The 12,851-nt window shown below is 73.1% G+C and carries 9 protein-coding genes; 4 read left to right on the forward strand and 5 right to left on the reverse strand.

Going from position 1 to position 12,851, the window contains the following annotated elements:
- Nucleotides 1–5: 5 nt before the first annotated feature.
- Nucleotides 6–1,595, reverse strand: a complete 1,590-nt coding sequence (locus tag ABFJ78_RS02570) for a protein kinase family protein (RefSeq protein ID WP_436383950.1) — start codon at nt 1,593–1,595, stop codon at nt 6–8.
- Between the two features lie 82 nt (nt 1,596–1,677).
- Nucleotides 1,678–3,399 (reverse strand): murein biosynthesis integral membrane protein MurJ, encoded by a 1,722-nt coding sequence (murJ, locus tag ABFJ78_RS02575; RefSeq protein ID WP_436385365.1) that lies wholly within the window; start codon nt 3,397–3,399, stop codon nt 1,678–1,680.
- Between the two features lie 381 nt (nt 3,400–3,780).
- On the opposite strand from murJ, the gene ABFJ78_RS02580 reads away from it, so the two are divergent.
- Nucleotides 3,781–4,290: a hypothetical protein gene (locus ABFJ78_RS02580; protein WP_436383951.1), complete on the forward strand. Its 510-nt coding sequence runs from the start codon at nt 3,781–3,783 to the stop codon at nt 4,288–4,290.
- A gap of 124 nt (nt 4,291–4,414) precedes the next feature.
- Here the strand turns inward: ABFJ78_RS02580 and ABFJ78_RS02585 are convergent, their stop codons facing one another.
- Both ABFJ78_RS02585 and ABFJ78_RS02590 read right to left on the reverse strand, forming a co-directional pair.
- Nucleotides 4,415–6,571 (reverse strand): DUF6049 family protein, encoded by a 2,157-nt coding sequence (locus ABFJ78_RS02585; RefSeq protein WP_436383952.1) that lies wholly within the window; start codon nt 6,569–6,571, stop codon nt 4,415–4,417.
- Nucleotides 6,568–7,122, reverse strand: coding sequence for an NUDIX hydrolase (locus ABFJ78_RS02590; RefSeq protein ID WP_372667546.1), 555 nt, complete (start codon nt 7,120–7,122; stop codon nt 6,568–6,570). The genes ABFJ78_RS02585 and ABFJ78_RS02590 overlap by 4 nt, the downstream gene beginning before the upstream one ends.
- Before the next feature lie 99 nt (nt 7,123–7,221).
- Here ABFJ78_RS02590 and ABFJ78_RS02595 point away from each other — a divergent pair, with 99 nt between their 5' ends.
- From ABFJ78_RS02595 to ABFJ78_RS02605, 3 genes are all read left to right on the forward strand, one after another.
- Nucleotides 7,222–8,664: a CCA tRNA nucleotidyltransferase gene (locus tag ABFJ78_RS02595; protein WP_436383953.1), complete on the forward strand. Its 1,443-nt coding sequence runs from the start codon at nt 7,222–7,224 to the stop codon at nt 8,662–8,664.
- Nucleotides 8,665–8,766: 102 nt separating this feature from the next.
- Nucleotides 8,767–10,095, forward strand: coding sequence for a sensor histidine kinase (locus ABFJ78_RS02600; RefSeq protein WP_436383954.1), 1,329 nt, complete (start codon nt 8,767–8,769; stop codon nt 10,093–10,095).
- A gap of 12 nt (nt 10,096–10,107) precedes the next feature.
- Nucleotides 10,108–10,950, forward strand: coding sequence for a class I SAM-dependent methyltransferase (locus tag ABFJ78_RS02605; protein WP_436383955.1), 843 nt, complete (start codon nt 10,108–10,110; stop codon nt 10,948–10,950).
- Here the strand turns inward: ABFJ78_RS02605 and ABFJ78_RS02610 are convergent.
- On the reverse strand, nt 10,937–12,844 hold the full coding sequence (locus ABFJ78_RS02610; protein ID WP_436383956.1) for a TNT domain-containing protein: 1,908 nt from the start codon (nt 12,842–12,844) through the stop codon (nt 10,937–10,939). The genes ABFJ78_RS02605 and ABFJ78_RS02610 overlap by 14 nt on opposite strands.
- Between the last annotated feature and the right edge of the window lie 7 nt (nt 12,845–12,851).

Genomic DNA, 12,851 nt, shown 5'->3' on the forward strand with positions numbered 1-12,851 from the left:
GTGCGTCACCCCGCAGGCAGGAACGTCAGGTCGGCGATTTCCGTCTGGAACTTCCCGTCCTCGCCGCCCAGCTGGGTGATCCAGACGATGAAGTACTCGCCCTGCGCCGGCTGGGCCAGCGGGATCGTCGTCTCGCCGTCCTTCAGGTCACCGTTGCCGACGACCTTCGTGTCGTCGAAGTCCGGGTTCTTCTCGGTCGCCGAGCGGATCTCGACCTTGGTGCCCGGCGTGCCGCCTTCGACCTTCACCTGGCTGAGGTTGATCGGGTCCTTGAAGGTGACGACCAGCCCGACGCCCGGCTTGATGACGGGGAACTGCTGCTTGTACTGCTCGGTGCGCCACTGGGTCTCGGGGTTGCCGTCGGTCGCGTACTTCGCCCGCGCGGTGTTGTCGCCCTTGCCATCGGGGTTGTAGACCGCGACGGCCTGCGGCTTCACCGCGGCGCCCACGGCCGGCGACGGCGGCGGGGCCGGCGACGACGACGCGGGCGGCTGCCCGGCGGGCTGGCTCGACGCCGGCGGCGCGGCGACGTTGATCGTCGGCCCGCTCGCCTTCGAGTCGCCCTGGAAGACGTTGATCAGCATCAGCCCGCCCCAGGCGAGGATGACGACCGTCGCGACCACCAGCACCGTGACGCCGAGCGCCAGCTTGCGCCGCCGGGCGACGTCCTTGACCGGCTTCTTCGTCGTCCAGACGGTGCCTTCGCCCTCGGCCGGGTCCCCGCCGACGGCCTTGATCAGCTGGGTGCGCTCTTCCTCCTCGGCCACCTGGTCGAGCATGCGGAGGATGGCCGCGCTGGTGCGGATGCCGCCGTTGCCGCCGTCCTCGATCGTGCGGACGGCCAGCGACGAGAGGTCGGCCGGGACCGTCGGCACCAGCTGGCGCGGCGGGACGATCCGCCCCTGCGGCGACAGCGGCGCCGGCTGGATCGCGGGCGGGCCGCCGGGCAGCGCCCAGCGGCCGGTCAGGAGCAGGTACAGGACCGCGCCGAGCGCCTTGACGTCGTCGCGCAGCGTCGCCTCCGGCAGCGGGCCGGGGAACGCGAGCTTCAGCGCGCCGTTCGGCGTCAGCCGCAGCCGCTGCGGGTGGTCGAGCCCGAGCACGAGCCCGTTCTGGTGGGCCTGTTCGACGGCTTCGGCCAGCGCCTGCACCATCCGCGCGGCCGCGGCGGGGGCCACCGGCCGCTGCGCGACGAGGTCGACCAGGTCGCTGCCCTTGGTCCACTCGGCGACGACGACGCCGAGCAGGCCTTCGCTGGAGGTGATGCCGCTGCCGAGCGCGAGCACGTCGAGCACGCGGGCGACGCCGCCGTGGCCGAACTTGGACGCGTGCGTGGCGCGTTCGAGGGTCCGCCGGGCCAGCCGGGCGGCTTCGGGGTCGGCCGGGTCGCCGACCAGCAGGGTCAGCGCGACGTCCCGCTTCAGCTGCCCGTCCCGGGCACGCCAGAGGTGCGCGTCGCCCCGCTCGTCCACGCCGAACTGCGCGAGGAGGCGGTAGCGGCCGTCGCCGACCACACGCCCGGGGGCCAGCGATCCGACCTGGGCCTTGCCCACGTGGTTCGCACCCCCCGCCTGTTCGCTCCGCCTCGTGTCCACCCTCACTCGCTCCCGCTCGATCCCCGCTGTCGAGGGTACCCAGAATACGACGCACGAGTCGTCGCCTTCCGTACCGGAATCGTTACCCTCGCTTGATCAACCGGGTGAACCTCGACGTGGCCGGTTTCAGCTCCTCCACCTTCAGCGCCATCAGCACGCCGAACGACACGACGATGCCGACGATGCCCTGCAGGAAGAGTTTGACCCAGGCGCCCAGCTTCGGCCCGAAGGAGTCCGGCACGACCTGGCCCACCAGCCACGCCGCGCCGACGCCGAGTGCGCTCGCGACGACCGTGAAGAGGATCACGCCGATCACCCGCTTGCTGCGCAGGTTGCCCAGCGTCACCCAGAGCCAGACCTGGCCGAGGATCGCGCCGACGACGAACGTCAGCGCGTTGACCATCATGACGCCGAGCACGACGTTGTCCGGCGACAGCAGCACCGGGCACAGGTACAGCAGCGGCACCTTGACCAGCGTCATCACGATCATGATCAGCGTCGGCGTGCGGGCGTCCTTCATCGCGTAGAAGACGCGCATCTGGAGCATGACCAGCGCGTACGGCAGCAGCGCGAACGCCGAGATGGCGAGGGCGTCGCCGAGCCGTTCGGCGGTGTCGATAGTGCCCTTGCCGAAGGTGAACAGCGCGATGCCGATCGAGCCGCCGACCACGGTCATCACCGCGGAGATCGGGACGAGCATCACCGTCGAGATCCGGGACGCGTACGACAGGTCGCCGATCAGCTTCTTGTGGTCGCCGTCGGCGGCCGCGCGGCTCATCCGCGGCATGATCGCCGTCAGCAGCGAGACGCCGATGACGCCGTACGGCAGCTGGAAGAGCAGCCAGGCGTTGCTGTACGCGGTCACACCACCGGGTGAACCGGTGGTCAGCACGCGCGTGTTGATCGTGTACCCGATCTGGCTGACGGCGACGTAGCCGAGGATCCAGAGCGCGAGGCCGCCGAACTCCTTCATCTGCTTGTCGATGCCCCAGCGCCACTTGAACCGGAAGCCGGACCGCAGCAGCGGCGGCACCAGCAGCAGGGCCTGGGCGACGATGCCGCCGGTCACGCCGATGCCGAGGGTCAGGACCTTCGGGTCGGTGATCGACACGTTCGCGGTGTCGATGTCGCCGGGCATGACCCAGACGACGAGGATCGTGAAGATGACGACCAGGTTGTTGATCACCGGCGCCCACGCGGTGGGGCCGAAGATCTGCTTGGCGTTCAGCACCGCCGAGAGCAGCGCGAAGACGCCGTAGAAGAAGATCTCGGGCAGCAGCAGGTAGGCGAACGCCGTGGTGAGGTCCGCGCTCGCCTTGCCGGAAGAGTCGACATAGAGGCTCGTGAACGCCGGTGCCGCGAGCACCGCGACCACCGTGCCGACCAGCAGCAGCGAGAACGCGACCGTGATGAGCCGCTGGGTGTAGGCCGCGCCGCCGTCGGGGTCGTCCTGGGAACGCACCAGCAGCGGCACGACGACGCTGGCGAGCACGCCACCCATGAGCAGCTCGAAGATGATGTTCGGCATCGTGTTGGCGACGTTGAACGAGTCGTTCGCGATGCCCTGGCCGATCGCGGCGACCAGCAGCAGCTTCCACAGGAAGCCGGTGATCCGGCTGATCAGCGACGCGATCGCCATCCGGCCGGACGCCTTCGCCAGCGACGGCGCCTTGGCCGGCGCTTCGACCTCTTCGCCCGGCCTCGGCTTGACCAGCGGGCCCTTGAGCGCCGGCATGACCTGGGTGGCCAGCGCGTCGTACGGGCGCATGACGTCCGGGTCGGCGACCGGCCAGCGCGAGTTCATCGGGACGCCGGCGGTGCGCGGGATGAACCGCGTCGCCTCCGGGTCGGGCGGGCGCTGGGCCTCCTCCTGCCACGGCCGGACCGGCGCGGGACGCCGGGAGCCGCGGCCGCGCGGGGGCACCGGGATGCCGGGCGGCGGGGTGCCGGGGGCCGGGGTGCCCGGCGGCGGGGTCACCGGCGGGGCGGGCTGCGGCAGCCGGCCCTGGGCCGACGGCGGGCCGGGCGGTCCCGGAGGCGGCGGCACCGGCTGGACGCGCGTGGGCGCCGGGCCGCCGGCTCGCGGAGGCTGCCCGCCGCGCTGCGGCGGCGGGCCTGGTGAAGGCGGGGGGCCCGGCGGCGGGACGCGCCGCGGGCGCTGCGGCTCACGGGGCGGGGCCTCGTCGTGGACCGGCCAGGCGTCGCTGGGGGGTACGTCGTCGCGGACCGGCTGGCCGTCACGAGGTGGCCGCTGGTCGCGGACCACGCCGTCGTCGCGGACGGGACGGCCGTCCCGCGGAAGTGCGTCGACGGGACGGCCGTCGCGCGGGGCGCCATCGACCGGACGGCCGTCGCGCGGGGGTGCGTTGTCGCGGGCCGGGCGGCGGGGCGGCGGGCCGTCCTCGCGGGACGGCCGCCGGGGCGGGGCGTCGTCGCGAGCGGGCCGCCGCGGGCCCCCGTCGTCACGGGCCGGGCGTGGTGGGCCGTCTTCGCGGACCGGGCGCCGGTCGCGGACCGTCGCGTCGTCCGGCGGGGGCATCTGGCGCGTCTGCCCGTTGCGGGGCGGCTGCCTGCGGCCGCGCTCCGGCGGTGGCGGAGGCGGCTGCTGGCGGCGGACCGGACGCGGGGGCCCGTCACCCCGTTGCGGGGGCTGAGCGCCTTCGCGCCGAGGACGGCCCGCACGCTCGGGTGGTAAGCCCGGCTCTCTCTCCAACGCGTGCCCAATCCTCGGTGCTGTTCCCCGGTGCCGCGGCCCGGTGCCGCGCACGTGCGGACCAAGGGTAATCGGGAACCGCCCGGAACACTCGAAGGCCGACGGATCAGTCCACGACGTCGCGACCCGTCCGGGCGTCCTTGACCCGCCGGTAGATGCGCCGGGAGGCGAGCAGAAGCAGGGCCACACCTGCGGCGACGGTCGCGATGATGGTGATCGCGCCGTACTCCGTGGACGTCAGCTCGAAGCGCGCGGATGACCCGAGCGGGGTACCGGTGGGCGTGCTCAACGACACATCGACGCTGAACCGGCCGGCCCGCAGCGCCTCCACGGGGAGGAAGTACTGCCGGCCGCCGCCCGCGGGGAACGACACTTCCTTGCGGTCGTCCGCGCGCAGGCCGATGGTGTTGTTCAGGGTGAACCGGGCGTTGATCCCGACCGGCAGGTCGTTCACCACGTACACCGGGAGCGGGGAGTTGCCGGACGCGAGCGCGATCGTCTGCCGCGGCTGCTGGACGCTGACCCGGTCGCTGATGGCCCCGATCTCGGCCCGCGCGTTCGCGGTCGCCGCGTCGGCGGGCAGGCCCCGCCAGCCGGTCGAGGCGCCGCGCAGCTCGGCCAGCCGGACCGGCGCGACGACGTCGTCCGGTTTCACCCGTTTGGTGGGGTCCAGCTGCATCGCCGAGGCCATCCCGGTGGCCTGCTCGTCGAGCTTCGACAGCGTCGAGACGAGCGCGGGGTCGGGGACCGAGCCGGGGTCCTGGCCGCCGTCGCCGACCGCGCCGGTGGTCTGCGGATCGGCGTCGAGCAGCGACGGGAGCGACGACGCCGTGACGATGCCCGCGTTGAGGAAGTCGCCGACCTGCTGCAGGTACGCCGTGAGCTCGGCGGCCGGGGCGTCCCACCGCCGCGGCGGGGCGACCAGCAGGTGGTCCGGGCGCTCCTGCCCGGACGGGACGCCGAGGCCCGCGCGGAAGGCAAGCGCGCCGAGCCCGTTCTGGCTCGAGATCGCGCGCTCGGTGTTCACGGCCACGGTGACGGAGCCGGGCACGCTCGGCACGCCGGACATGGCGGCGGAGATCAGCGAGTCGGTCGGCTGGGCCCGCACGGTGCTGCCCTGCACGGTGACACCGCCGCCGGAGCCGGCCGGAGCCAGCTTCGCCGCGTCGGTCAGCACGGTCTTGACGCCGGCCTGGGTCAGCGCGGCGAGCACGGACTCGTTGAGCGTGCCGTCCGGCCAGAGCACGCCGGTCTGCGGCGTGACGCCCGCCACCTGCTGGATCGCCGACGCCGCCGCGGCCGCCTGCGCGACCAGGATCGGGTCGCCGGGGCGGATCCGGGAGACGGTGTTCAGGTCGGCGTCGGCGAAGGGCAGCGCCACCACGCACCGGCCGGTCAGCAGGGTGCGCAGCGAGGCGAGCCACGTCTTCGCCGTCTGGACGCCCTTGCCGTCGACGTTCCCGCCGTCGGTGTGCACCTGGTAGCCGCGGGTCATCGAGTCGACCGTCGTCAGCAGGTCCGGGTCGAGCGCGAAGCACATCGACTTGGCGAGGTCCGGGTCGCCGTGCACGGCCGTCGACGCGGCGGTGACCAGCGCGTTCAGCCGGCCGTCGGGGCCGATCTCGTCGGCCAGCCGGTCGTCGCGCAGCACCAGCGGCTGGCCGTACGGCGCCGCGTAGACCTGCGGGACGCTGCTGGTCAGCGGCCACAGCAGGGTCATGCTCGGCGCGCCCGCCGACGAGTGGCCGGCCGCCTTGCCCGGCCTGGCCAGCACCGGCATCAGCATGCTGACCGCGCCCAGCCGGGCCGGTCCGCCGAACTCCGGGGTGCCGTTGACGTTCACCAGCAGCGGGTAGACGCCGGGGCCGCCGAACTGCGCGGCCTTCGTGCCGGTCAGGCTCACCGTGATGTTCAGCGGCGCGCTCTGCCCCGGCTCCAGGACGTCCGCGACCGAGGTGAACTCGGTCAGCGGGGTGTCCTTGATGACGGCGCCGGACAGCACGTCGTTGATCCCGCGCGACGTCGTCGCCCGCTCCCCGACCTGCAGCCGGACCTGCGGCCGGGTGACCCTGCGGTCGCCGGTGTTGGTCACCGTGCCGGCGACGGTCAGCGTCGTCGACGAGCTGGTGATCACGCGCGGGTTCAGCTGGGTCAGGTCGACCCGCAGGCGGGCGCCCTCCTCCGCCTGGGCCACCGTGGCTCCGGTGAGGGCGGGGACGGCCAGGAAGAGGACGGAAAGGAAGGCTGCGGCGAACCGCTTCACTCGGGGGCTCCCTCAGGGGCGTGCTCGTCTCGTCCGTGGACGTCCGGGCGCGCGAAAAGTTCCTTGAGCATCGGACCGGCCTTCCGGACGAGCTTGCGCTCGTCGGAGTAGGCCAGCCTGGTCTCCAGCTCGGCCAGCGGGACCCAGGCCACCTCGGTGACCTCGACGTCCTCGTCGGACAGCTCGCCGCCGAGCGCTTCGAGCAGGAAGTGGTGGACGGTCTTGTGGATGCGCCGCCGCTCGGCCACGAACCAGTAGTCGATGGTGCCCAGTGGCCGCAGCACGCGCGCGGAGATGCCGGTTTCCTCCTTGACCTCGCGCACGGCCGTCTGTTCCACCGTCTCACCGTCCTCGATGTGGCCCTTGGGCAGCGACCACAGCAGTCTGCCGTGCCGGTCGAGCCGGCCGATCAGCACCGCCTGTTCGCGCTCGGCGTCCACCACGAGACCGCCGGCCGACGTCTCGTCGACCGTGGTCAGGCGCCTGCCGCGCTGACGCCTGCGCCGCCTCCGCGGCTTCGAGGCGCCGGGGCGGCCGGCTGATCCAGACATGCTGCGATGCTAGAGCAAACGGTTGCCCCGGTAGGCTGGCTCTCCGTGTCCTGTCCGGTGGTGCCTGTAGTAGCCGCACCCGAACCCAGTGGGATTTTCGTGAACGACGTGGTCGCCAAGGAGAACGCGGTGGTGGAGCTGATGCGGCTCTCCCCCCTGGCGGACGAGCTGGCCGAGCGGTTCGCCCGGGCCGGGCACCGCCTGTACCTCGTCGGCGGGAGCGTGCGCGACGCGCTGCTCGGCCGGCGCTCCGGTGACCTCGACTTCACCACGGACGCCCGGCCGGACCGGGTGCTGAAGATCGTCAGCGACTGGGGCGACGCGGTCTGGGACGTCGGGATCGCGTTCGGCACGGTCGGCGTGACGAAGAAGGGCATGCAGCTCGAGATCACGACGTTCCGCGCGGACAGCTACGACCGCGTCGGCCGCAACCCCGAGGTCACCTTCGGCGACAGCATCGAGGGCGACCTGCTGCGGCGCGACTTCACGGTCAACGCGATGGCCGTCGAGCTGGCGTCCAAGACGTTCATCGACCCGCACGACGGGCTGGGCGCGCTGCGGGAGAAGGTGCTCGACACGCCGGCGACGCCGCAGGAGTCGTTCGCCGACGACCCGCTGCGGATGCTGCGAGCCGCCCGGTTCGCCGCCCAGCTCGGCTTCACCGCCGCGCCGCGCGTGGTCGACGCGATGGCGTCGATGGCGGGTGAGATCGACCGGATCACCGCCGAGCGCGTCCAGGCCGAGCTGTCGAAGCTGCTGCTCGCGGACGACCCGCGGCCGGGGCTGGAGCTGCTCGTGGACACCGGGCTGGCCGACCGGGTGCTGCCCGAGGTGCCCGGCATGCGGCTGGCGATCGACGAGCACCACCAGCACAAGGACGTCTACCAGCACTCGCTGACCGTGCTCGCCCAGGCGATCGAGCTGGAGAAGACGCACGAGCCGACGTCGGAGCCGGACCTGATCCTGCGGCTGGCGGCGCTGCTGCACGACGCCGGGAAGCCGGCGACGCGGGAGTTCCAGCCGGGCGGCGGGGTGAGCTTCCACCACCACGAGGTGGTCGGGGCGCGGATGGCCCGCAAGCGTTTGCGGGCGTTGAAGTTCTCCAAGGAGATCGTCGACGACGTCTCCCAGCTCGTGTTCCTCCACCTGCGGTTCCACGGCTACGGCAAGGGCGAGTGGACGGACTCGGCGGTCCGCCGGTACGTCACCGACGCCGGCCCCCTGCTGACCCGGCTGCACAAGCTGGTCCGCGCCGACTGCACCACGCGCAACCGCCGGAAGGCGGCCGCGCTGCAGGCGACCTACGACGACCTCGAGGCCCGGATCGCCGCGCTCAAGGCCAAGGAGGACCTCGACCGCGTGCGGCCGGACCTCAACGGCGAGCAGATCATGGAGCTGCTGGGCATCAGGCCGGGGCCGGACGTCGGCAAGGCGTGGAAGTTCCTCAAGGAGCTGCGCCTCGACCGCGGCCCGCTGGACCACGACGACGCCGTGGCGGAGCTGAAGAAGTGGGCCGCCGAGCAGGGAATCGGAAATTACTGACCGGATTTCTTTGAATTCCGTGGAACGCTGGACCTGACCATCGCGGATCGGTGATACTCCCTAACCTCGGTTCACCGACGTGACCAGGGGGTTGTCCGGCCGATGTCCACGGAAGCGCCCGGCCCGCCCAAACCGGGCAGCTTCTTCGTGGCGCTCCTGCGGCAGGGCGCGCCCGCGATCGCGACGGCCACCAGCGAGCTCTCGGACGAGATCGGCGACCCCACCCCGATCCACGCGCTGAAGCGGATCTCGAAGATGGCCGGGCCGATCGACCCGACCCGGCGCGACGGCCTGCTGCTGCGCGCCACCCGGTACGTCGTGCTCATCCCGCTGGCCTTCCGGCTGCTCGCGGTGCCCGGCCAGTTCGGCGTCTACGCCTTCCGCCACGGCTCGACCGGCCTGCTGCCGGTCGGGTTGTTCACCCTGCTCTCGGTCGCGGTGAACCTGATCGGCTTCCGCTGGATGTTCCGCTCGGCGCCCTACCGCGGCCGGGACGCGGGGAAGCTGCTGGCCGCCGACCTCGTGTTCACCGTGCTCTCGCCGCTGGTCCTCGCGCTGACCGTGCCGGCCGAGGCGTACTTCGACGCGCTGGCGGTCAGCAGCGTCCACCTCTTCGGCGAGGCCGGGCTGCTGACGCTCGCCCTCGGCGTGCCCAGCGGGCTGGTGTTCGGGCTGCTCAGCTTCCCGCTGCGGATGCTGGCCAACTGGCTCAACACCGGCCAGTTCCACGTCGGTGCCGCGTTCTCGACGTACTCCGCGCTGCTCGCCGAGTTGTTCCTGGCCACCGCCGCGCTGGTGCTGACCGGCCTCGGCACCCGGCTGGCGCTGGCCTACGGCACCCGCAACGGCCGGCTCGCCGAGCGCGCCCAACAGCACCGGATGCTGCACGACACCGTCCTGCAGACCCTCGAAGCCATGGCGCTGTCCGACACGTCGAACGCCGAAGAGCGGCTGGTCGAGATCCAGCGGCTCGCCCGCGCGCAGGCGATGGAGATCCGCCACATGATCGAGTCGGCGAAGTCGGAGCAGGCCGAGGCCGGCGCCCGGCCGCTGGGCGAGAAGCTCGCCGCGCTCGCCGCCGAGATGGCGCGGGACGGGCTGCGCGCCCAGCTCGTGGTGGCCGAACTCGACGACGACACGCTGTCGGAGGTCCGCCAGATCGCCATCCGTGACGCCGTGCGCGAGGCGATGCGGAACACGATGAAGCACTCCGGCACCGACCGGGTCGTGGTGCGCGTCGAGGAGCGCGACGGCGGCATCGCGGTGATCACCCGCGATCACGGCAGCGGTTTCAGCGCGGCCGACCACCCGGCCGGGTTCGGGATCAGCGAGTCGATCACCGCGCGGCTGGCGGAGGTCGGCGGGACCGCGCGGGTCGAGTCGGGACTCGCCGGGGGCGGCACGCGGGTGACGTTGTGGGTGCCGTTCTGATATCCCCGGACCATGACCTCGATCGAGCTGCTCGCCGACGCCCTCGCCGCCTACCGCTCCGGTGACCGCGAGCGCGCCGCCGAACTCGCCCGCCGGGCCGGTTCCCCGCTGGCCGGCGAACTGCGGATCCACCTGGCCGGCGACGGCGCGGCGGCGGTGTACGACCAGCCCGAGGCGTTCACGGCGTTCATCCGCGGCGGCGGCAACGTCGAGCTCTATCGGCGGCTGAGCGAAGAACTGGCTGTGCGCTACGACCGCGCGAAGCCGGAGTCGCTGCTCGACCTGGGCTGCGGGGACGGCCTGGCGGTCGTGCCCGCGCTGGAACAGGCCACGCACGTGCCGAGCCGGATCGACCTCGTCGAGCCGTCGGCCGCGCTGCTCGACGGCGTCCGCGATCGGGTGCCGTCGGCGAGCTGCTGGCAGGCCACCGCGCAGGAGTTCCTCGCCCGCGACGACCTGGGCTGGGACTTCACGCAGTCGACGTTCGCCCTGCAATCGATCGAGCCGGAGCTGCGCGCCGAGGTGCTGCGCGCGCTGCAGCCGCGCACCGGGACGCTGGTGCTCGCCGAGTTCGACGTCCCCGAGTACGTCGAAGGCTCGCCGGAACACCTGCGCTCGCTCGTCGCGCGCTACGAGCGTGGCGTCGCCGAGTACGGCGCGGACGCCTCGCTGGTCGCGCAGGGGTTCCTGCTGCCCGTCCTGCTCGGGATCGTCTCCGGGGACGAGCGGACGAACTGGGAGCACCCGGCCGCGGGCTGGGCCGAGCAGCTGCGGACGGCGGGCTTCACCGACGTCGACGTCGAACCGCTCGCCGACTACTGGTGGTCGCCCGCCGTCGTGATCACTGCCTGCTGAGCGCGCCCGTCTCGAGGTGCTGGGCGAGCGGCCGCGGCAGCAGGTAGGCGACCGCGCCGCCCGGCATCCCGCTCCACGGCGCCGTCACGCCGGTCAGCACCCGCAGCGAGCGCTGCACGCGGTAGAGCCGCTTCTCGCGTTCGCGTTCGAACGCCAGCGACGTCTCGACGAACCGCGAGCCGTCGGCGTGCACCAGGTTGCCGGTCTCGTTGCCGAACCGGACGACCGTCGTGCCCGGCGCGAGCACGATCAGGCGCTTGCCGCGGTAGAAGTTCAACGGCGGTTCGCCGCGCATCGGCAGGATCGGCCAGTCGGCGGGCTGGTCGGACTCCTCCGCCGGCCGCGGCGGCTGCATCAGCAGCACGCCGAGCAGGAACCGGGCCGCGTCGGCGAGCGAGCCGAACGCCACCGGCTCGTCGGACGGCGGCCGCGAGACCTCCCAGCCGTTCTCCGCGCGCCGCAGCGTCCAGACGTCGTCGGCGGGGACCTCGTTGGCGCCGATCCGATAGGCCGAGGACGGAACGCCGTGCTCGTGGAGCCGCTGCTGGAGCAGTTCCAGCGTCTCCGCCCCCTTCAGCGTCCGCACCTGCTCGCCGCGCGCGACGCGGGTGAGCGCGCGCTCGTCCGGCAGGTCCGCGTCCGTCTGCGGCGGCCGCGGCTGGCCGAGGACCTCCGCCTCCGCCGTCGCCCGGACGAGCTCGCCGACGAACGGCGGCCGGAAGCCCATCGCGCGCGCGTGCTCGACCAGCTCCGGCTCCGGCGGCACCCCGTACTTGCGCAGGTAGTGCGGTACGGCGGCGGGCCAGATCCAGGTGCCGTCGGTGTGGAACGCGTTCGGCACGTCCGGCTTCGCGCCCGGCACGCCGAAGATGTCCGGCAGCGGCGCGGGCCGGTGCAGCGCGACCGGCGCCCGGAACAGGTAGTCGAGCAGGCCGCGGACCTGGTCCGGCGGCACCGGCGGCCGGTTGACCACCGGGCGCTCGCCCTCGGCGTGCGAGTCGGCGGCCCGGGCCAGCCGGAACGTGACGTCCAGCGGCAGGCCGGCCTTCGCGGTCAACCACGCCGGCACGTGCTTCGGCGTCCGCGGGAAGGTCGCCAGCTCCAGCTCGTAGGCCGCGGTCGACGGGCGGCCGCCGTCGTTGGGCGGCACCCGCCAGTCCGGCTCGCGGTCGGCGTCGAAGTCGAAGTCGAACTGCGATTCCGCGTCGAGCGTGAACGTGCCCTGGAACCACGTGCCGGTCTCGGGCTGGAACATCGCGGCCCGCAGCCGCGCGAAGAGCCCGCCCAGCCGCGGCACCGCCGGCAGCGAGACCGACACCGGGCCGTCCTCGTCGCCGACCGCGCGGACCTCGATCTCCGAGTAGTCCCCGACCTGCCGGAACTGCGCGCCGACGCGGGCCCAGCCGCCCGGAACCGTGTGCAGCAGCGTCCGGCCGATCGCGCGCAGCAGCGCGTTCTGGTCGCCGGTGCCCGGCTGCGGCCGCGCCTCCGGCGTCTCGGTGAAGTCCAGCCGCGTCTGCCACAACGCGGTGACCTGCTTGGCCGACACCGTGACCGAGAAGTCGGTCAGGCCCAGCTGCGCCGCGCGGGCGGCGTCGTCGCGGACCCAGCGCAGCGTCAGCTCCGGCCGCGCGCCCGGCGCGACCTCGAAGACCTCGTCGTCGTACGCGGCGAAGGTGCGCAGCGTGAACGTCGACGGCACCTCGCTCGCCGGGACGACCTTGGCGGGACGGCCCTCGAACTCCTTGTCGAAGCCCTCCGGCGCCTCTTCCTCCGGCAGCACCGACAGCAGCACCGTGCCGTCGGTCGTCGAACGCTGCGCGCGGAACGTCCCCTCGCCCCACGTCGCGTACAGGCCGTCCGGGCGTTCGGCCACTTCAACCCGGTAACGCACGTTTCGT

It is taken from the genome of Amycolatopsis sp. MEPSY49 (assembly GCF_051337345.1).
Classification (GTDB): Bacteria; Actinomycetota; Actinomycetes; order Mycobacteriales; family Pseudonocardiaceae; genus Amycolatopsis.